The 20,448-nt window shown below is 70.6% G+C and carries 16 protein-coding genes; 3 read left to right on the forward strand and 13 right to left on the reverse strand.

Annotated features, from left to right (window positions below; genetic code table 11):
* Positions 1-430: 430 nt before the first annotated feature.
* The gene (locus Q8X39_RS04575) at positions 431-2,152 is read right to left on the reverse strand and encodes a right-handed parallel beta-helix repeat-containing protein (RefSeq protein WP_305748453.1); all 1,722 of its coding nucleotides are present in this window, start codon (positions 2,150-2,152) and stop codon (positions 431-433) included.
* A 118-nt stretch (positions 2,153-2,270) separates the two neighbouring features.
* Here Q8X39_RS04575 and Q8X39_RS04580 point away from each other — a divergent pair, with 118 nt between their 5' ends.
* Positions 2,271-3,383 (forward strand): glycosyltransferase, encoded by a 1,113-nt coding sequence (locus Q8X39_RS04580; RefSeq protein WP_305748454.1) that lies wholly within the window; start codon positions 2,271-2,273, stop codon positions 3,381-3,383.
* 40 nt (positions 3,384-3,423) lie between these two features.
* On the opposite strand, the gene Q8X39_RS04585 is transcribed toward Q8X39_RS04580, so the two are convergent.
* From Q8X39_RS04585 to Q8X39_RS04610, 6 genes are all read right to left on the reverse strand, one after another.
* Complete coding sequence (locus Q8X39_RS04585; protein WP_305748455.1) at positions 3,424-4,431, reverse strand: NAD-dependent epimerase/dehydratase family protein; 1,008 nt, start codon at positions 4,429-4,431, stop codon at positions 3,424-3,426.
* A complete protein-coding gene (locus Q8X39_RS04590) occupies positions 4,428-5,591 on the reverse strand; it encodes a Gfo/Idh/MocA family protein (RefSeq protein ID WP_305748456.1) in 1,164 nt (387 codons plus the stop codon). The genes Q8X39_RS04585 and Q8X39_RS04590 overlap by 4 nt, the downstream gene beginning before the upstream one ends.
* A 50-nt stretch (positions 5,592-5,641) precedes the next feature.
* Positions 5,642-6,784 carry a glycosyltransferase family 2 protein gene (locus Q8X39_RS04595; protein ID WP_305748457.1) on the reverse strand — a complete coding sequence of 381 codons (1,143 nt, stop codon included), beginning with the start codon at positions 6,782-6,784 and terminating at the stop codon, positions 5,642-5,644.
* Positions 6,784-7,986, reverse strand: coding sequence for a hypothetical protein (locus Q8X39_RS04600; RefSeq protein WP_305748458.1), 1,203 nt, complete (start codon positions 7,984-7,986; stop codon positions 6,784-6,786). Before Q8X39_RS04600 ends, Q8X39_RS04595 begins: the two co-directional genes overlap by 1 nt.
* 222 nt (positions 7,987-8,208) lie before the next feature.
* Positions 8,209-9,399, reverse strand: a complete 1,191-nt coding sequence (locus Q8X39_RS04605; protein ID WP_305748459.1) for a glycosyltransferase — start codon at positions 9,397-9,399, stop codon at positions 8,209-8,211.
* A 20-nt stretch (positions 9,400-9,419) separates the two neighbouring features.
* The gene (locus Q8X39_RS04610) at positions 9,420-10,838 is read right to left on the reverse strand and encodes an O-antigen ligase family protein (protein WP_305748460.1); all 1,419 of its coding nucleotides are present in this window, start codon (positions 10,836-10,838) and stop codon (positions 9,420-9,422) included.
* A gap of 261 nt (positions 10,839-11,099) precedes the next feature.
* Between Q8X39_RS04610 and Q8X39_RS04615 the strand changes: the two genes are divergently transcribed.
* Positions 11,100-12,296, forward strand: coding sequence for a glycosyltransferase family 4 protein (locus tag Q8X39_RS04615; protein ID WP_305748461.1), 1,197 nt, complete (start codon positions 11,100-11,102; stop codon positions 12,294-12,296).
* Between the two features lie 88 nt (positions 12,297-12,384).
* On the opposite strand, the gene Q8X39_RS04620 is transcribed toward Q8X39_RS04615, so the two are convergent.
* From Q8X39_RS04620 to Q8X39_RS04640, 5 genes are all read right to left on the reverse strand, one after another.
* Complete coding sequence (locus Q8X39_RS04620; RefSeq protein ID WP_305748462.1) at positions 12,385-13,941, reverse strand: lipopolysaccharide biosynthesis protein; 1,557 nt, start codon at positions 13,939-13,941, stop codon at positions 12,385-12,387.
* Positions 13,942-13,981: 40 nt separating this feature from the next.
* Complete coding sequence (locus tag Q8X39_RS04625) at positions 13,982-14,962, reverse strand: polysaccharide deacetylase family protein (protein WP_305748463.1); 981 nt, start codon at positions 14,960-14,962, stop codon at positions 13,982-13,984.
* Between the two features lie 87 nt (positions 14,963-15,049).
* Complete coding sequence (locus Q8X39_RS04630) at positions 15,050-16,306, reverse strand: GNAT family N-acetyltransferase (RefSeq protein WP_305748464.1); 1,257 nt, start codon at positions 16,304-16,306, stop codon at positions 15,050-15,052.
* A gap of 12 nt (positions 16,307-16,318) precedes the next feature.
* The gene (locus Q8X39_RS04635; RefSeq protein WP_305748465.1) at positions 16,319-17,374 is read right to left on the reverse strand and encodes an acyltransferase family protein; all 1,056 of its coding nucleotides are present in this window, start codon (positions 17,372-17,374) and stop codon (positions 16,319-16,321) included.
* Between the two features lie 239 nt (positions 17,375-17,613).
* Entirely contained in the window at positions 17,614-18,216 is a 603-nt protein-coding gene (locus Q8X39_RS04640) for a PEPxxWA-CTERM sorting domain-containing protein (RefSeq protein WP_305748466.1), read from the reverse strand.
* 328 nt (positions 18,217-18,544) lie between these two features.
* On the opposite strand from Q8X39_RS04640, the gene Q8X39_RS04645 reads away from it, so the two are divergent.
* Positions 18,545-19,738, forward strand: a complete 1,194-nt coding sequence (locus Q8X39_RS04645) for a GNAT family N-acetyltransferase (RefSeq protein WP_305748467.1) — start codon at positions 18,545-18,547, stop codon at positions 19,736-19,738.
* Between the two features lie 4 nt (positions 19,739-19,742).
* Here the strand turns inward: Q8X39_RS04645 and Q8X39_RS04650 are convergent, their stop codons facing one another.
* Complete coding sequence (locus Q8X39_RS04650) at positions 19,743-20,417, reverse strand: RluA family pseudouridine synthase (protein WP_305748468.1); 675 nt, start codon at positions 20,415-20,417, stop codon at positions 19,743-19,745.
* Positions 20,418-20,448: the final 31 nt, after the last annotated feature.

Genomic DNA, 20,448 nt, shown 5'->3' on the forward strand with positions numbered 1-20,448 from the left:
ACGGACCGTGTTGTCGTGGGATCACTATCGGCGGGGCTGGAACGGGGCCGGTTAGCAAAGGGCCGCAAAGGTAAGCGCGGCGTCCGGGCCGGCCTGCTTACACCTGACACGCAAATTCGATCGCGGCAACTGTGCCGCCTCAAGTCGAGGGTTGCTTCGTCGCATCGGCGTGCAGCAGTTCACGCCCGCGACGGGCGATCTTGCAACAAGGTGTGGCCCGATGGGGGCCTGGCGACCCATGCGGGTGACGGTCGAATGGCAACCCGGCTGACCATTCGATGCGCTTGCTGACATTCGGCTACAGGCCGCACGCCGGGCGGGGTGGCTCATCGAGTGAGCCTCTTTCAGTTCGTGATCGATTCGTGATTGATTCGGGATGGACGCGGGTTTCAGTCGGGATTCCCTTTGATCACCCGATCGGGGGGGTGGCTCACGGCATGAGCTCGAAGGCGCCGAGGTCGGGGGCGGAGCCGGTCTGCGGCCGGGGCGCGAGGCGGCCGGAGTTCACGTGCTGATGGGTCACGCCGAGGTTCTCGGCCGCCGCGCCGGCTGGCATGGTCAGCGGGGCGAGGCGGCCGAGGTCGTTGCCTGCCGCACCGGGGCGTGGCCGGCCGTAGCCGTCGAGGCCGGCCTCGGCGACGTCGATCACGCGCCCGCCGATGCGCAGGCGCAGGTCATGTCCGGGCGGACCATCGACCCGCTTGCCGCTGAAGAGGTTGGTGTCGGCCGTCTCGATCGTGCCGCGCTCCAGGCCGAGCCGAAGCTCGGCGCTGCCGAGGTTCTGGATGATGTTGCCGCGCAGGAGCACGCGCTGTTCCGGACCGGGCAGGTCGAACAGGGCGACCCACCACTGCTCGTTGCGGTCGACCCGCACGCGCACCGTGTTGGCATAGAAGTGGAGGGTGCCGCGGCGGAAGTGGCGCGGGTCGTTGTCGCCGCCCCAGTGGATCATCTTGATCGACCAGGCCCGACCGGCGCCCAGCCGGGTGTCGTTCTCGATCAGGTTGCCGTACACCCAGGCATGGGGATAGAGCGGGTCGCCGACGACCTGGGGCACGCCGTCCTCGATCTCGACCAGGTCGATCGCGCGGGCCGCAGCGATGACGTGGTTGAAGCGCACGACCGTGGCGCTCGACCGGTCCTTCATGGACGAGCCTCGGGCGCCCGCCATCAGCTGGCCGATGAAGTTGCCTTCGTAGAGCGCGCGGCGGGTCTGGATGTAGAGGTTGTGCTCGAACCAGCTGCCCGGCACGCCGTTGTCCCACAGCCGGCTGTTGCGCACGATGACGTGGTCGCTGGCTTCCTCGCGCGACTTGCTGTTGACGAAGACACCGTTGCCGTTGCGCGTGATGTCGCAGTTCTCGACCACCAGGTGCTCGACCGTGACCGCATAGATGCCGGCCGCGCCGCGCGAGTAGCGGCCGGTGCTGCCGTCCTGCGCGGTGTAGATCGACTGCGGGTGGCCGTCGGTGATGGTGAGGTTGCGGAAGTGGATGTGCTTGGCGCGATGGCCGAACGGGTCGCCGGGGGCGCGGAACAGCGTGAACACGCCCAGGTTCTCGCTGTGTTCCTTGTTGAAGAAGCGACGCGCGATGGCGTCCCGCGCGGTCACCGCGTTCGCGCCGCTGACCTCGGGCTTGCGGCAGTCGGCATCGGTGACGCCGTTGATCACGACCGGCGCCGTCTCGCTGCCTTGCGCACGCAGGCCGACCTTGGCCCGGTAGGGCTGCGCGCGGTGGTGGATGTTGACGACGTCGCCGGCCTGCAGGCTCAGCCAGGGCACCTGGTCCAGCTCGGTCAGGGGCTTGCCGGGGCCGACGTCGTAGGTGGTGCCGCTGCCCTTGAGTGCGGTCGAGCAGCCGTTGGCCGGCACCAGCGGCCGGGGCGCGGGCGGCCAGGGCTCGGTGTCCGCAGGCAAGGTGACGGGCAAGGTGGATGCGCCAGATGCGGCGGGCCGGCCGGCCTCGCCTGGGCCGCTGCTGGCGCCCGCGTCGGACGCGCTGCCGGGCATCGCGCCCGGGATCTCCTGGCCGGAGGCCTCGCTGGGCACGATCACGCGCTGCGCCATCGCCAGGCTGCCGGGCAGGCCGCCGATCAGCGCGAACAGGAGCAGGCAGCGGTGGGCAGCAGATATTCGGGCCTTGCGTGGCATGTGAACTCCTGAGGGTGTCGTGTCCGCGACAGCGGTCCGGTGGGCTGCGGACTGACCGCTAGCATGCGCGGCCGGATTGTCCGGTCTGGTTTTCATTGCAAGGCGGAGAGCCCTCGGAATGCGCGTGTTGCACGTGGTGGATTCCCTCGAATTCGGGGGACTGGAGCGGGTCGTGACCGACCTCGCGATCGAACAGAAGCGCATCGGCCATGAGGTCGCCGTCTTCAGCCTGCAGGCCACGACCGGCCTGGTGGGCGAACTCGAGGCGGCCGGGATTCCCGTGCTGATCGGCCACAAGCAGGGCTCGGCCGACCTGAAGCTGCTGCGCCTGCTGCGCCGGACGGTGATCGAGCGTCGCATCGAGCTCGTGCACAGCCACAACTTCGTGCCGAACTACCACGCTGCGGTCGCGACCTGGGGCCTGCTGTGGCGCAAGCCGACGCTGGTCAGCACGACCCACGACATGGGCACGCGGCTGTCGAACGCGCGGCTGCGCCGGCTCTACCGCTGGTCCTTGCGCCACACCGCCGGCGTGGCGATGGTGGGCCGGCAGGTCCACGACAGGTTCGTCGGTGAAGGCTATGTGCCGGCCAGCCGCGCGGTGACCGTGCTCAACGGCATCCCGGTCGAGCGTTTCGGCTGGTCGCCCGAGCGCCGCGAGCGCGCCCGCGCCACGATGGGCGTGGCCGCCGACGAGCTGCTGATCGGCGCGGTCGGCCGGCTGGTCGAGCTGAAGAACCACCGCCTGCTGATCGACCAGATGCCCGCGCTGCTCGAATGCGAGCCGCGCGCCCGGCTGGTCCTGATCGGCAGCGGCCCGCTGCACGACGAGCTGCAGGCGCGCATCGATGCGCTCGGCCTCGGCGACAAGGTGCGGCTGCTGGGCCAGCGCCGCGATGTGGCCGACTTGACGGTGGGCTTCGACGTGTTCGCGCTGCCTTCGCGCACCGAGGGCCTGTCGATCGCGCTGCTGGAGGCGGCCGCCAACCGGCTGGCCATCGTCGCGACGGCCGTCGGCGGCAACCCCGAGATCGTCCGCGACGGCGAGACCGGCCTGCTGGTGCCGGCCGACGACGGCTCGTCGCTGATGGAGGCGATGCTGCGCCTGCTGGACGACCCGTCCCTGCGGGTGCGGCTGGCCGCATCGGCCAGCGCCTGGGTGCGCGAGCATGCCTCGGTGGCCACGCTGGCGCGGGCCTACGACGCCTTCTACCGGCAGCGCATGGGCTGACGGTTGCGGCGGCCAGGACCCGCCGCGGCCGCCACCGGCCTCACTTGCCGTTGGCCTTCAGCCAGGTCCAGGTCTGGCCCAGGCCGTCCGAGGTCGGCACGCGCTGCGTCCAGCCGATCGCCTTCAGGCCGGCGTTGGTGTAGCGCAGCGGCGTGTACATCGAGCGCACCACGTAGGGCGTGAAGACCGCCGGCAGCTGGCCCTTCGAGCGTTCGTGGTAGGCCACCAGCCGGCGCGCGCCCCACATGAACAGCCAGAACGGCAGGCGGATCACGCGCAGCTTGCGGACGTGGCGGCGGTAGCCGGCGAGGTATTGCGCGCAGGTCGGCAACTCGTCGTCGACGACGCTGAAGCTGCTGCCATCGGCCGCGTGCAGCGTCGCCCGCGCGACCGCATCGGCGCAGTTGTCGACGTAGGTCAGCGGCAGCAGGGCCGGTCCACCGAGGCTGAAGAACCAGCCCATCACGTTCAGGCCGACCCGCGAGGAGAACGCGCCGCCGCCGGGGCCGTAGATCACGCCGGGGCGCAGCACGACGGTCTCGTAGCCATGCCGCGCCTTGCATTCGCGCAGCAGGTGTTCCTGGCGCGTCTTGGCGTAGCCGTAGGCACCGCGCTCGACGCCGACCGGCTCGATCGGGTGGTCATCGGCCAGCAGCGATCCGGCGCCCAGCGCCTCGGTGCGGTAGACCGAGAAGGAGCTGATCAGCACCAGGCGCCTGACGCCGGCCGCACCGGCGGCCTCGAACACGTTGCGGCTGGCGACCACGGTGTTGGCGAACATGTCGGCCGCCGCGCCCTTCATGCCGGCCGCGGCATGCACGACGGTGTGCACGCCCAGCATCGCGGCGTCGACCGCCGGCCGGCTCAGCAGGTTGGCGCCGACCAGCTCGATCGTGGCGGCGGGGAAGTCGCGCCGCAGCGCGTCGACGGCCTCGCTCGGGCCGACGTTGCGCACGTGCAGGCGCAGGTCGGTGACGCCTTGCGCGAGCAGGCTGCGGGCGATCTGGCGGCCGAGGAAACCGGCCGATCCGGTGAGCAGGACTTTCATGCGTGGGCCTCGGTCGGGGCGTCGTTGCGCGCGGCCGGCGTGGCCGTCGCGGCCGTCGCGACGGCTTCCTGGCGGGCAATGCCCTCGACGATCTGGTCGATGATGCGGGTCACGCGCAAGATCTGCGCGGCCGGCAGCGGGGCCGGGCCCTTGGCCTCGACGGCGTCGTAGTAGCGCGCGAGCAGCTCGCGCATGCACTGGAAGTAGTGGTACTCGTGGCGGCGGAAGCGGCCCAGGTTGCGCCACCCGTTGCCGGCGAACTGCCGCGCCTGCACCCAGGCCGGGAACAGCCGGCCGAGCGCGCTCGGCTGCGACCAGCGCGCGGTGCGCACCAGCGTGCGGGTGGTGTAGTCCAGCTCCAGCGAGTCCTGCGTGCCGATCACGCGCAGCTGGTGCTGCACCGGCCGGCCATGCGCGCTGACGTTGCCGGTCACGGTGATGCGGCCGCTGCGCAGGATGAAGCGCAGCTCGTCGGGCATCGCGTCGACGATGGCCGAGCCGGTCGGGCCTCGGCGGCGGAAGGCCAGCACCTGGGTCTCGATCTCGTCGCCCAGGAAGGGCACGACCTTGGCGAGCACGTGGTCGAGCACGTTGTGGAACAGCTTGCCGGGCAGGCGGTGGACCCAGTGGTTCGGGTCCGACATGACGGCCAGGCCGTAGTCGCCGGCCAGGTTGTAGCCATAGCTGGTGTCGAGGTGGACGATCTCGCCGAGCTGGCCGCCGGCGACCCACTGCGCCAGCTCCAGGCCCGGGGGCTCGTAGTTGTAGAGGTAGTTGACGCCGACCTGCCGGCCGGCCCGCTCGGCCAGCGCGACGATCTCGCGCGACTGGGCCTCGGTCAGCGCGAACGGCTTTTCCATGAAGACGTGGCAGCCGGCGTTGAAGCACAGCTCGGCCAGGAAGCGGTGCGAATCCGGCGGCGTGGCGATGTGGACCACGTCGGGGCGGCATTCGGCCAGCATCGCGGCGGCATCGGTGTACTGGCCGGGGATGCCCATCCGCACGGCCAGCTGCTCGGCCATCAGCGGCTCGCGGTCGCACACCGCGACCACCTCGCCGCGGCCGGTGGCGCGGATCTGTTCGACATGGCCGTCGGCGATCTTGCCGCAGCCGATGATGGCGATCTTGAGTCGGGGTGGGGCGTGGGGGGTGGTGGTCATCGGGGGCCGGGAAGAGGGTGGGGGCACGGGCGCGTCGGGACGCCGGGACGTCAGGTCTTGTCCCAGGTCGCGCGGGTCTGGCCGGCGAGGTGTCGCCACAGTCCCCAGACGGCGGCGAGGTTGAGCTGCGTGAAGACGGTGGCCAGGCTCACCAGGCGCAGCTTGCGCAGCCCCGGCGAGAGGCTGCCGGCCAGCGCGGCCAGGTAGAAGGCGGCCTGCAGCACGAAGGCCAGGGCATGGAAGGGCGAACCGTCCGCCGCCAGCCCGGCCGAGGCGAGCAGCGTCGCCAGCAGGAACCAGGGCGCCAGCAGCCGCATCACCTTGTGCGAGATGAACTGCAGCCAGACGCGGTTGCGGCGCGGGTCGAACAGCCAGCCCATGCGCGCGAAGGCCTGGTAGTTGCCGCTGAGCGTGCGGATCTTGCGGGTGCGCTCGCCGGCGATCTCGGCCTGCAGCTCGTCGTAGACCGGCACGCCGTCGTGCAGCAGCACGCGCTGGCCCTGCCGCACGATCTCCATCGGCACGAAGAAGTCGTCGAGGATGAAGTCTTCCGGGATCGGACGGAACAGCTCGGTGCGCAGCGCGTAGCAGGCGCCGGTCGTGCCCACGGTCGAGTCGATGCGGCTCTCGGCCTTGCGGATGGCCCGTTCGTAGCGCCAGTACAGGCCGACGCTGGCGGCGGTGCGGCTGCCGGGTTCGAGGTGCGTCAGCTCGCCCGAGCAGGCGCCCACGCCGGGCTGCTGCAGCGTGCGCACGAGCTGGCGCAGGGCATCCGGGTCGGTGCGCTGGCGCACGTCCATCAGCAGGGTGACGGGGCTGCGCACGCGCGCCATGGCGGTGTTGATCGCATGCGGCTTGCCGCGCCGCTGCGGCAGCGCGATCAGCTCGATGCCCGGTTCATCGGCGTAGCGCGCGACGGTGTCGTCGGTCGAGCCGTCGGAGACCAGGATGATGTGCAGCCGATCGGCCGGGTAGTCGAGCGCGCGCAGGTTGGCCAGCTTGGCCGCGATGCGCGCCGATTCGTTGTAGACCGAGATCACCACCGTCACGGCCGGCAGGTCGAGGTCCGAGGTGACGACCGACAGGCGGTCCAGCGGATCGGGCCGGCGACGCGCCAGCAGGGCCACCAGCGCCGGGTAGATCACGTAGACGTAGGCGATGGCCAGCGCCGACAGCCAGAACAGGGTGACCATCAGGCCACCTTGGCGTACGAGCCTTCGTCCGGGTGGACGCGGTAGGCCGGGCGCTGGATCAGCAGGTCGCGGTACTGGCCGGGCGATCCGCCCAGGCCGGCCTCGGCAGCCTTGGCGATGTTGTACATCTCGCGGGCGCTGACGAAGTGCGTCTGCCACTCGCGGCCGTCGTTGTACTTGGACAGCAGGTGCTCGAAGGCGCGCCGCATCGGCGTGCCCAGCAGCGTGTCGGTGTCGCGTTCCTGGGTGCCGTGGGTGTGGATCTTCACGAAGACCCATTCCGGCTTGCCCTCGACGTGCACGCCGGTCTCGATCCACTGGTCGACCCGCTCGGGCGTCGGCGGCGAGCTGGTGCGCACGTCGCCGTTCTCGATGCGCGGGATCAGGCCGAACTTGCGGTTGCGCCACATGAAGCCCAGCGGGCCCTGGATCAGCATCAGGTCGCCCTCGGCCTGGCCACCGACCTTCACGCGCTGGCCGGTGTCGTGCGACTTGCAGTGGTGCGGGTCGTCGGTGGCGTAGTAGATGCTGTTGATGGTCGAGGTCTGGCAGGGGTCCGGCGCGGCCGGCAGCGTGTAGTCGACGTAGCAGCCTTCCTCGCGCAGCACGATCAGCTCGTTGTCGACGCCGCAGCCCACGCCGTCCGGATGGGCGTTGTCGAGCGCCCAGTTGCCGTGGATGAAGGCCCATTGCGGCAGGCCGGTCTTCGGATCGACCGGCAGCGCGTCATGGCGGTCCACCAGCGTGCGGGTGAAGGAGCGCAGCTTGTCGCGCAGGCCGGCCTCGGTGTCCTTGTCGTGGTGCAGGTGGATCTCGATCTCGCCCAGGCCCATGCGGCACAGCGCGACGAGCTTGTCGAGGTGCTCCGGGCGGTACTCCTCGCCGGGGTAGAAGTAGCTGTGGATGGGCTGGCGGCCGTCGGCGTCGCGCAGGCCCTCGCACAGCTTCGGGTAGTCGTCCACCCAGCGTTGCACGCGCTGGCATTCGACCTCGTAGCTCGGCTGCTTCCACTGCGGCTCGTAGTGGTCGACGAAGCAGAAGATGACGTGCTTCGTGGTGCCGGCCGGCACCGGCTGCTTCGCGCGCCAGTCCTGGCGCAGGTACGCGCGCAGCCAGAGGTGGATGTTGCGCTGTCGCACGAACAGCACGAGGACGACGATCGCGGCCAGCAGGATGCCGACGAGGGCGAGCAGGAAGCTCATGGGTGGCGTGGTGGGTTGTGTTCGGTGAGCCAGGGCCCGAGCGGTCGGGCTGCAGGGCCGTTCCGAGGGTCGGGACGCGGGTCGTGTTCGGGTTGGGTTCCCCGGTCGCGGGACTCTAGCATCGGGTTTTCCCGGCGAGCCGAGGCCTCTTGCGGGCGACCGGATGTGGCCGGCGCCTCTGCGCAGAAGTGCGCGTGAAAAACGCCGGAAACCTGCGATGGATCAAGCGTGGACCGCCGCCCGGCGCTGCGCGACGACGGCCTCGCAGACCTTCAGCGTGTCGGCGGCCACGTCGTCCCAGGTGCGCCGGATGCGCGCGGCGATGGCCTGCTGGTCCCACTGGCGGGCCAGCACGCCGGCCAGCGCCTCGGTCAGCGCGGCGGTGTCGCGGGCGGGGATGAGCACGCCGTTGTGCGCATCGAGGATCTCGCGCATGCCGCCCACGTCGGTGCCGACCACCGGCCGCCCGCAGGCGACCGCCTCGACCACCACGTTGGGATAGCCCTCGCTCCAGCTCGGCAGGGTCAGCGTGTCGGCCGCGTTGATCCATTCGGCGACCTGCTCGGGCGGCAGCCCGCCGGGCAGGTGGACCCGGTCGGTCAGGCCGGTGGCGCGCACCAGGTCCATCAGCTGGGCCTTCATCGTGCCGTCGCCCACCAGCGCCAGGCAGACGCGCGGGTCACGCTGGGCCAGCGTCGTGAAGGCATCGACCAGCTCGCGCATGCCCTTGGCCTCGACGAAGCGGCCGACGTAGACGATCAGCTTCTCGTCGGCCTTCACGCCCAGCTTGCGGCGCAGCGTGGCCTGGTCCATCGGCCGGAACACGGCGGTGTTGAAGCCGTTGACGACGGTGTGGACCCGCTCCGGCGCGGCGCCGTAGTGCGCGATGGCGTAGCCGCGCATCGCCTCGCTGACGGTCACCAGCGCATCGGCGCCCTCGATGGCGCGGCGGGTCATGCGCGCGTTCAGGCCGTCGCGCACGTGGATGTCCGAGCCGAGCGCGCCGATCACGCAGGGGATGTCCAGCTGGCGCGCGGTGCGCAGCGCGGCATAGCCGTCCGGGTAGACCCAGTAGCCGAGCATCACGTCCGGCTGGAAGCGGCGCGCCCGCGGCGTCAGCGCCCAGCTCGCCAGGTGGCCGTTCAGGCCGCGGGTGAGCACCGGCAGCGCCGGGTAGGCGTAGTGCTCGACGTCGCAGCCGTCGAGCGTGTAGTCGGGGCCGACCTCGCCGTAGATGAAGCTGCGCGAGGTCAGCCCCGGCAGGCGCGGGTAGCGCAGGGTCTGGAAGAAGGTCCGCACCGTCGCGAGCCGACCCAGCGAACGCGCCGTCTCGTGGATGTAGCGCCCGCGCGTCTGGTCGAACGGGACCGGCAGCATGGGGGTGACGATGGCGATGCGCAGGGGAGCGTTCATGGGCAGCAGGGGGCGGCGGCTCAGAGCCGGTGGACAACGATGAAGCCGTAGACGGCCAGCACGGTGGTGATGACCATGACGAAGGTGTCGCGTCGCCAGGGCGGTGTCTCGGTCAGCAGGCCGGCACCCGGGTCGGGCGCGGGGCCGAAGGTCACGGCGCGGGTCGGCGCGGCGGCCGGCAGGCTGGCCCGGGCGATGGCGTGGTTGGCGATCCAGCTGGCCGAGGTCGCCAGGCCGAGCAGGAAGAACAGCGTCGGCGAATAGGTGCGCGACAGGAACCAGGCACAGGCGAGGAAGCCGACCAGCGCGGTGCGCATGTGGAGCGCCCAGCGGTGCTCGTCGGACGTCGCCGGCAGGTCCTTCACACCACGGCCGAGGTCCTTGAAGTTCAGCACGATCAGCGACAGCCAGAAGAAGTAGCCCACCAGCCCCAGCTCGGCGAAGGCGAGCACGTAGGAGTTGTGGGCGGTCAGGTAGTGGTGATCGGTGAAGTTGCCGAAGCCGGCACCCGAGAGCGGGTGCTCGCGCAGGAGCTGCAGGCCGACATGCCAGGACTCGATGCGCTCCTCGGCCGAACGCTCCTTCGACGAGAAGCCGCGCCCGCCGGTGGCCAGGCTGCCGGCGGCCGCGATCGCCACCAGCACGCCGCCGATCAACAGCGTGCGGGTGCGTCCATAGCGGTGCGCGAAACCCGCCATCACCATCGCGCCGACGCCGACGATCGCGCCGCGCGACTGGGTCAGGTACATGGCATAGCCCAGCAGGGCACCGGGCGCCAGCACCATCAGCGTGTTGCGCAGCCAGGCGCCGCGACGCCAGAAGGCCAGCAGCAGCGGCAGCAGCATCACCATGGCCTGGGCGAAGTCGTTCGGATCGTTGAGGAAGCCCGCGCCGCGGATGCGCCAGAGGTACCAGCCGGAGGTGTCCTTGGCCGGCACGATCTCGGACTTGACCACCTCGCTGAGGTCCTGTCCGTCGGCCTCGGCCTGCTCCAGCGCGGGGGTGATCTGGCTGACCACCAGCAGCGGCGCATTCACGCCGGTCCGGTAGGCCTGGATGCTGACCGCGCCCGCGCCGACCATGGCCAGCGCCAGGACGATCACCGACGCCTTCAGCCGCCCGAGGGTCGTGACGTTGAGGATGACCAGCACGAACAGCATCAGCGACGGGCTGAAGGTCGACAGCGAGGCCATCGCGCCGCCGGTCCAGCCGATGAAGACCTGCGACAGCGCCACCATCGTGGTCAGGCCCAGCAGCAGGCCCAGGTGCAGCCGGCGGGCGGCCAGTTCGCGGCGCAGCACCGACCGGGTCAGGGCGCTCACGAAGGCGATGCCCCAGATGAGCATCATCGGGCGGTACTCGCCCAGCTCGGGCGCGTACAGCTCGATCGGGCGGAAGAAGCTCATGAAGACGTAGAGCAGGAACAGCGCGAAGCTCATCGGCGGGGTCTGTGCTTTCCAGTCATGGGGCGGGACGCGGGGATGCGGCAGCGGCGGATGCTACTGGTGTCGACCCTGGGCTTCGTGAACCCGGTCGGGCAGTGCGTCACGCATCGCCGGACGGCGTGGGGCCGTGGCGGCAGGGGGCCCGCACACGCGGCCGGAAATCGTCGATCCGACACGCTCGCGCGGTCGACGCCCGATGGGCAGCCCCTACCATCCGGCCGGTTTCAAGACAGCGCCTGACCGAGGAATCCCCGTATGACGATGAACGCTGCGCCGCTCAAGCGCGTGCTCTACCACCACCGCACCCAGGGCAAGGCCGTGGAAGGCGTCCACATCCGCGGCATCGCCGATGCGCTGAAGGCCGAGGGCGTGGCCGTGGACGTGATCTCGCTGCCCGGCGCCGATCCGTATTCCAGCCCCAAGGCGATGTCGCCGACCCAGCAGGCGCGGCCCTGGATGAAGTGGGTCACCAAGCTGCCCGAGCCCTTCTTCGAGCTGGCCGAGCTGGGCTACAACCTCGTCGCCGGCTGGCGCATCCGCAAGTACCTGGCCGAGCACCGCGACGTCGAGCTGATCTACGAGCGCTACTCGCTGTTCATGTGCGTGACGGTGGCGATCGCCCGCGCCCGCGGCATCCCCATCATCCTGGAGATCAACGACTCGGCCATGGTCTACCGGGTCCGGCCGCTGTACTTCCTGCGCCTGGCCAAGTGGATCGAGGGCTGGGTGGTGCGCAACGCCACCGGGCTGGTGTTCGTCTCGGGCGTCTTCCGCGACCGGCTGCTCAAGGCGCACGGCACCATGGCCCCGGCCATCGTGACGCCCAACGCCGCCAACATCGACAAGTTCAGCTTCACGCAGGAACAGCGCGACCAGGCCCGGGCCCAGTGGAAGGTCGAGGGCCATGTGGTCTGCGGCTACCTCGGTGCCTTCGTGCCCTGGCACGCCATCGACCAGTTCGTCTACCGCATTGCCGATCGCCTGAAGGCAGCGCCGCACCTGCGCCTGCTGCTGGTGGGCGACGGCGCGACCTTCGACGCGGTGCGCGCGGCGGTCGAGCAGAAGGGCCTGACCGACCAGGTCGTGATGACCGGCCGCGTCGCGCATGACCAGGTCCCCGGCCTGCTGGCCGCGATGGACATGGCCGTGCTGCCCAGCGCGGGCGACTACACCTCGCCGGTCAAGCTGTTCGAGTTCATGGCCTGCGGCATCGCGCCGATCGCGCCGGACTTCGAGCCGATCCAGGAAGTCGTCGAGGCAGGCCGCACCGGCTGGATGTTCAAGGCCGGCGATCTCGAGCAGGCCGTGGAGATGGTGCTGGCGCACAGCCAGGACGTCGCGACGCTCAAGCAGGTCGGCGCCGCCGCGCGCCAGTACGTGACCGACAACCGGCAGTGGCGCCACAACATCCTGCAGCTGCTGGCGTTCCGCAAGTCGCTGGTCGGCCACTGAAGTTGGCCACCCGCTCCCGGCACCACGACCGGGGGCGTGACGAGCCGGCATCGACGGGCGCCCTGGGCGAGCGTCGTCCTTGCAGGTTTCAGGCGGCGTAGCGACGCAGCCCGGCGGTGAGGCGGCCGACCGGGCCGAAGCGGCGGGTCTGCTCGGCCAGGAAGTCCAGGTCCTCGGCGCTCCAGGCCCGCAGCCAGAAGGTCGCGGCGATGTAGAGGCCGACGAACGCGATGCCGGCGACGAAGGGTGCCAGCAGGCCGTCGACCCAGATCAGCGGCAGGCCGACCAGCCCGGCGGCCAGCACGGCGGCGGCGCACAGGCGCAGCATCGGCACGGTGGGCATGGTCATGCCGCCGACCCGCACGGCCACCAGCATCCAGGCCACCTGGATCACCACGGCGCTGCCGGCGTAGGCCATCAGCGCGCCGTTCAGGCCGTGCACCGGGATCAGCCACCAGGCAGCGGCACCGAACAGCAGCACCGAACCACCGGTCACGGCGGTGCGCACGCGCTGGCGGTCGGTGGTTGACAGCAGCGTGGCCAGCACGCCGGCCGGCAGCGTCAGGCCACCGAGCACCACCAGCACCTGGAAGGACAGCACCGCCTCGGCGTACCTCGCGCCGTAGAGCGTCAGCACCAGCGGCGCGGCCCAGAACACGCCCACGCCCGCCAGCAGCAGGCCGAAGGCATGGAAGACGCGCACCGCGTTGGCGCTGATGCGCTGGGTGCGTTCCTGGCCGCCCGAGCCAAAGCCGTGCGACATCAGCGGCATCAGCACCGAGTTCAGTCCCGAGGACAGCAGCTCGATGCCGCCGCGCGTCAGCGACATCGCCACGCTGAAGTAGCCCACCGCGTCCGCGCCGACATGCTCGTTCAGGAAGGGCACCATCATCGACGGCCCGTAGAGCACGGCCATCAGCGTCAGCAGCGCGGTCCACAGGTAGTGGTTGTTCACGCGGGCGGCCAGCGCCGGATCGAGCGGGGCCGGCGCCACCGGTGATCGCACCCGCTGCGCCATGCGCGAGAGCAGCAGCGGATGGACCACGCTGCTCAGCACGAACAGCGCGAGATAGGTCTCCAGCGAGGCGTCCACCAGCATCAGCGCGACCACGCAGGCGGCGTTGACGAGGCTGAGCACCGACATGGTCTTGGCCTCGATGCCGAAGCGGCCGTGGCCCTTGGCCATCGAGATGCCGAACAGGTACCAGGCCTTGGGCACCGAGGCGCAGGCGACGATCATCCAGACCGTGGACAGCCGGCCTTCCCAGCCGGCCGGGTGCAGCAGCGGCAGGGCCAGCGCGAGCGCGGCCGCCACCACCACGATCGAGATCCACTGGCGGATCCAGAACCAGCGGTGCAGGCTGTCCACGCCGGCCGGGTCGTTGCGGCCGAGGGTCTCGGAGACGTAGCGGATCGAGGTGGTCGTCAGCCCGTTGTTCATGAACATGACGACCAGGCCACCCAGCCAGACCAGGTAGGCATAGCGGCCGTAGTCGGCCGGACCGAGCGCGCGGGCCACCAGCAGGCTGGCCACCAGACCGGCGGCATAGGCGATGTAGGTCGACCCGGTCACCATCAGCGCGGCCCGCAGGGCGGCGGCCGCGCCGAAGCCCTTGTGGGTGGTCGAGGGAGGGGAGGTCGTCATCGCGGCGCCCGGTTTGCTGTCACCCAGGGGCAGGCCGGCATCAGCACTGCCCATGGCGCACGTAGGAAGAGGCCCGCATCAGTTGCAGGAACACCTTGGTGTAGGTGGTCTTGGACAGGGCCACGCGCGGGTATTCGTAGCGGTCGGTGTCCCGGTCGCCGACGCCGTAGGAGGTCGACACGGCCGAGGAATAGCCGGCCTCGCGCACGATCGCGGCATGGCGCGGGCCGTAGTCCGCGCCGGGCTTGCCGTTGGGGTAGGCGAAGGTCATCGGCGCGGTGCCCGTCAGGGCCGTCAGCGCGGCCCGGTTCTCGACGATCTCGCGCCTCGCGGTGGCGTCGTCGACGGTCGACAGGATCGGGTGGTTGACGGTGTGGCCGCCGATGGACATGCCCTCGCGCGACAGCGTCGTCACCTGCTCGGGCGTCATCATCACGTCCTCCGGCAGCGGACAGGCCACCAGGGCGGCCAGGGCCTCCGTGGCGGCCTGACGCTTGTGCGGCTCGTTGTGCTTGATGCCGCGCGTGATCACCGAGATCGCCCGCACCCGCGAGGCCGCGTCGCCCAGCTGCAGCGGCTCGATGCCCCAGTCGGCCAGGTCCAGCGGCCCGTCGGGCAGCCGGCGCACCGCTTCGAGCACCGTGTCGTTGAACATCCGGCCCTGGCCGAGAAAGCCCGAGGCCACGAAGAAGGTGGCCGTCAGGCCATGCCGGCGCAGCAGCGGCAGCGCGACGTCGTGGTTGTCGCGGTAGCCGTCGTCGAAGGTGATGCACAGCGTGCGCGGCTTGAGCCGGCCGTTGTGCAGCTCGTCGATCGCCGTCTCCATCGGAACCACGCGGAACAGGTCGGACAGCAGCTTGAACTGCAGGTCGGCCAGCGCCGCGTCGGGCACGCCCGGCTGGAGCGGGTCGGACCGGTCGAGCACGCGGTGGTACATCAGGACGGGCAGGCGCACGGGGCCCCTCGCGGCGTAGGCGAGGTTCGCGGTGGTGCGCAGGAGGCCGTGGGTGAGGAGGCTCATGTCGTTCGGCTCGGTGCCCTCGGGGGCGGGCATGCGTCTGGGTGGCCGCGCCGGTGAGGCGCAGGCTCGACGCAGTATCGGGACCTGTCAGTCCTCTTCCTTGGCAGGCTCTGAAGCCGGCACCACCTGGCGCGCGCGATGGTGATGTTTGACCTGCCGGACCCAGTTGCGCAGCCTTTTTTCGAGGCTGAAACGCAACGCCGGCTTGCGCCAGACCGACCAGGTCATGGTTTCCTGGACCGTCGCGACGGTGGCCTTGTACTGCGACTCGCCGGCCAGCAGGTCGTAGTGCGCGTGGCCAAGGCCGGCGTTGTGCTGGATCGCCAGCGTGTGCGTGACCAGGCCCGGCCGGCCGTGCTTGTCGAGCAGGCCGTAGTCGAAGCCGGACTGGTAGACGTAGAGGCGGCCGCCGCGCACGAAGGCGTAGAGGTAGCCCATCGGCCGCTCGCCGGCGCGCACCCGCAGCAGCTGCACGCCGCGCTCGGGCCAGGCCAGGCCGATCAGCCGGCGGTGGAACTCGAGGATGCCCGGCCCGGCGAAGGCGCCGCTCAGGCCGCGCTGCTTCCAGGTCATCTCATGCAGGCGCACCAGCTCGTCGAGGAAGGCCACCGCCTGGTCGGCGCTGGCGGCCTCGTCGACCGCCAGCGGGCCGATGACGCTCTGGTATTCCTTGATGCTGCGACGCACGAAGCGGCGCGAATGGCTGCTCAGCAGCGGCGTGAAGTCGAGCTTGGCCTCGCGCACCGCGTCGAGCGCGACGCCGGCCGAGCGCTTGGTCTCGTCCTCGGCCTCCAGGCCCTCGGGCAGCAGGCGGGCCCAGCCGTCACCGACCAGGCCGGGCAGGTGCAGTTCGGCGGCCGGACCGGCCACTTCGCGCCAGTGCGCCAGCATGGCCGCGCGCAGGGCGTCGCCGTGTTCTGGCAGGACCAGGAAGTCGTTGTGCTCGATGCAGATCTTGTCGATCACCGGATCGCCGCTGGCATGCAGGTGCCAGGCCTCGCAGAACGAGACCGGGCCGAGCTTGCGCCGGGTGCGCACCAGCAGCGCCAGGCCGACGACGTGGGCGTGCTGGCGTGCCTGCAGCAGCTGCACGTCGACGTGCGGCGGCAGCAGGCCCAGCCAGGCACCGATCCAGGGCCACGCCAGGAAGGCACTGGCCGAGGCGCCGACGCGGCTTTCGAGGCCGCGCCACATCGACTCGAGGCCGTGGACCTCGCGCAGCGGACGACAGCTCAGTTCCAGTCCGCCGAGCGCGGCGGACTCCGCGCCGATGCGGGCGGGCGGGGCGATGTTGAACGGCGCGGCGGCCGCAGCCTGCCGTTCGGTGACGGGAGCGAAGGACATCATCGAGGGGCTTCAGGCTGACTGCGCGGCAGCCGGCGACGCGGTGGTCACCAGCTTGGCCCAGCGGGGGCGGACGAACAGGAAGCGCAGCGCGCTGTCCTTGATCAGGCGGTGCAGCAGCAGCGGCACGGCCGCGCCGCACAGCACCGAGAGGGTGGCCACCAGGTGCATCGGCAGCTCGGGCAACTGGGCATGGACCAGCCGCGTGAACTGCGTCAACGGGATGTAGAAGCCCAGGTAGACCACGATCGAGTTGCTGCCGGCGTAGGACAGCCAGCGCAGCCAGGACACGTCGGCGATCAGGCTGCTCAACGCGATGATGGCGCTGATGCCGACGAAGCCGGCCAGCAGGTCCAGCCCGCCGACGTGGGTCAGGCCGGCGCTCACGGCAGCCTGGTTCAGGACCGCCCACAGCACGATCAGGCCCCAGGTCAGCGGCGGGCGCTGGCGGGCCTTTTCGGCCAGGTGATGGATCAGCGGCGCGCCGAAGTGGCCGCTCAGGAAGAAGACGTAGTAAGCGTTGAAGTTGTCCAGTGGCGCGAAGCCGGTGCGCACGTGGCTGGCCATCGCGGCCGCGGCGACCAGCCACAGCAGCCAGCGCGGCACGCGGTGCAGCAGCCGCGTGACGATGAAGAAGGCCGGCAGCGTCTGGATGAACCACAGCATGTGGTCCGGGTAGATCAGCTTCCAGATGTAGAGCTTGACCGTGGCGATCGCGCTGCCCGCCGCCGGTTCATGGCCCAGCACCGCCGTGTCGTAGGCCAGCAGGATGGCCACCCACAGCACCAGGAAATAGACGTAGTGCGCGACCTTGGTGTCGAGGTAGCTGCGCCAGGGCCGCTGGATCACGGCCGACAGGAACAGGCCCGACAGCAGGAAGAAGTCCGGCATGCGGAAGGGGCGGGCGAAGGCGGACCACGGGTCCAGCCAGCCGGCCTGTCCGAACAGCGCTTCGAGGTCGTTGCGGGCGTAGAGGCCGACCACCGCGATGATGCAGATGCCCTTGGCGATGTCGACCCAGCCATGGCGGCTGGATCGGGCGGCGCGAACCGGAGTGAAGCTGTTCATGCGGCGACGTGAAGACGGGTTGACGCGGGTCTGAGGGCTGAAGCAGCCGAAGAATACGGGTGAAACCCGTGGTTCATTCAGCTTCCAGCCAGCCGACTTCGGCAACTATTGCCGGCCCGGACGATTCATGCGGGGCGTCCCGATCCGGTCGTGAAAGGTCACCGCAGGCAAGAAAAAAGCGGGCCATGGCCCGCTTGTGCTTGTCGCGATGCGCCGATGACCCGGCGCGCCTGGCCTGTTCAGGCCGAGGCCTTGCGGCGCCGTGCCATGAAGCCGATGGCACCCAGGCCGGCCAGCATCATCGCGTAGGTCTCGGGCTCGGGAACTGCGGTGACGCTGACGCTGACGCCGTCGACGCGCAGCTCGCTGGTGGTGGCGAAGCGCACGCGGTAGTCGCCGCCGATGCTGTTGAAGGTGTGCGAGTTCGGGGTCCAGCCGGTGCTCGACAGCGCCGCAGGTGCGGGGTTGAGGCTCACGGCGGCGTAGCCGGTCGGGCTCCAGTGGTCCACGCTGAAGGTGCCGTTGCCCCAGGACAGGAAGTTCAGCGTGAAGTTGCCGGACGCCAGCGAGAAGCTCTGGTAGATCGCCGACGAGAACGGCGCGTAGGTCGGTGCGACCAGGCTGGCGTACTGCGAGCCGGCGCCGTCCGACAGCGAACCTTCCGGATTGACGATGCGCACGACGCCAGTGCTGCCCCAGCCATGGGTGCCGTAGCTGAGGGCGGTCGACGATTCGTCCGCATACGACGGCGCTTCGAACGAGCCGTTGACGATCTGGGCCTGGCTGCCCAGTGCCACCGCGCCGAGCGCGAGGGCGGTGAGGATCTGCTTGAACGACGACATGGCGTACTCCCTGGTGTTCCTGACGGGTCGGTGGTGGCGGTGCGGGGTCAAGGCACGACCTGTGGACATCAATCTATCGGACCCCGGCAGGCGCCGCACTCCCGCGCCTGCGGGGGAGTGGTCAGGTTCGTCACGAAATAACCCCCGTTTGAGGGGGTCGGATGGGTTAACTTCCGCCGCGTGACCTCCGCCCAGGCTGACGAGTGGAGGTTCACCTAGTATTCAGGATGATCTGGCCCGAGTCCGTTGCCGCGCGCTTGCAGGAACTGGCGCGAAGGTGACGCCATGTCGCGCCGCGGGCCGGCGAACGACCCTCCCACAAAAACCGATGTACGACGACAAAAAATGGTCGTTCCGCGTCACGCAAGGCACGAAGGGCCTGCAGGACCTGCTCGAGGAATGGCAGGCCCTGACCGATGCGTGGCCGGAACCGGCCCGGCTGGAACACCTGCACATGGCCGAATGGGCGCGGGCCTATGCCCACCACCTCGCGCCATCGCCCGGTCGCCTGATCTGGGCCAGCGTGCGCCATGGCGGCCGGCTGGTGGCACTGCTGCCGCTGGAGCGCACCGGCCGGCGCTCGCTGCGGCTGCTGACCAACGAGCACCTCTACCTGGCCGACGTCGTCACCGCCGAGGATGTGCGCGCGCTGTGGCCCGCCCTCTGGCGCTGGCTGCAGCATGACGCCGGCATCGCCTGGACCCGGCTCGAGATCGGCCGGCTGCGTGCCGACGCCTGGCTGGCCGAGGGCCTGCGCCTGTGCCCGCCGCAACGCATGTTCGACAACGCGGTCGGCGGCAGCGCCGACCTGGACGTCGATCGCAGCTACGACGCGCTGCTGAAATCGGCCAGCGCCAACCACCGCAGCAGCCTCGGCCGGGGCCAGAAGAAGGCCGCCGCGCTCGGCACGCTGCGCTACGAGTCCCACGCGACGCCGCAGGCGCTGGCCGAGGCCCTGCCGCACTTCATGGCGGTCGAGGTGTCGGGCTGGAAGGGTGAGCAGGGCGGTGCGATCGCCTGCCGGCCGGAATGGCAGGCCTTCTACGGCGAGCTGACGCAGACCCTGGGCACGCGGGGCGGCCAGCCCGGCCCGCGGGATCACTGCGAGATCGACCTGCTGTGGCTGGACGACCTGCCGGTGGCGACCATCTTCTGGCTGCGCACCGGCATGACGCTGGCGCTGCAGAAGATCGCCTACCGCGAGGACCTCGCGGCGGTCGGTCCCGGCAAGTTGATCCTGGCCCGGGCGCTGGAGCGGGCCTGCGCCGATCCGGCGCTGCGCCGCATCAGCTTCATCACCCGCTGCCCCTGGGCCGACGGCTGGCGCACCCAGGTCACGCCGGTGACGGCCCACATCGTCTATGCCGACCACCTGCGAGGCCGTCTCGCCGGACGGGTGCGGGAGCTGGCCCGGTGGGCCAAGGCGGCGCTGAAGGCATGGCGGTTCGGGCGCCGTCCACCGGCGACTCCGCCCGCTGATGCCGGTCCAGCCGGTCCCGCTGAACCGGCTGGACCGGCCTGAGCCCTCAGAACGGCGCCCCGGCCTCGAACACCCGCATGCCGCCGTCGCCCGGATGCGGCAGCTCCAGCCGGCAGGCATGCAGCAGCAACCGCGGCGACAGCGCCAGAACCTCCGGCGGCGCGTAGAGCGCGTCCCCGACGATCGGGTGGCCCAGCGCCAGCAGGTGGACGCGCAGCTGGTGGGTTCGTCCGGTGACCGGTTCGAGCCGGACCCGGCTGGTGCCCGGCAGCCCGTCGCGGTCCAGGCGTTGCCAATGGGTCCGCGACGGCTTGCCCTGCACCGGATCGACGATCTGGCGTGGCCGGTTCGGCCAGTCGCAGATCAGCGGCAGATCGACCGTGCCGGCGGCCTCGGCCGGGGTGCCGGCCACCACCGCCTCGTAGTGCTTGCGCACGCGGCGCTGCTCGAAGGCCAGGCTGAGCCGGCGCAGCGCGTCCGCGCCGCGCGCCATCACGATCACGCCGGAGGTCGCCATGTCGAGCCGGTGCACCACGCGGGCGTCCGGCCAGATCGCCTGGGCGCGGGCCGACAGGCAGTCCTGCAGGCTCTCGCCGCGTCCGGGCACCGAGGGCAGGCCGGCGGGCTTGTCGAAGACCAGCAGGTGGTCGTCCTGGTGCAGCACGACGAGGGGCACGTTGGCCAGCTCGGGCGGAATGCGGGTCTGGGGCAGCGGTGACATCGGCGTACACCTTGCCACAGAAGCCGGCGCG

The organism is Leptothrix discophora, from assembly GCF_030705305.1.
Taxonomy (GTDB): Bacteria; Pseudomonadota; Gammaproteobacteria; order Burkholderiales; family Burkholderiaceae_C; genus Sphaerotilus; species Sphaerotilus discophorus.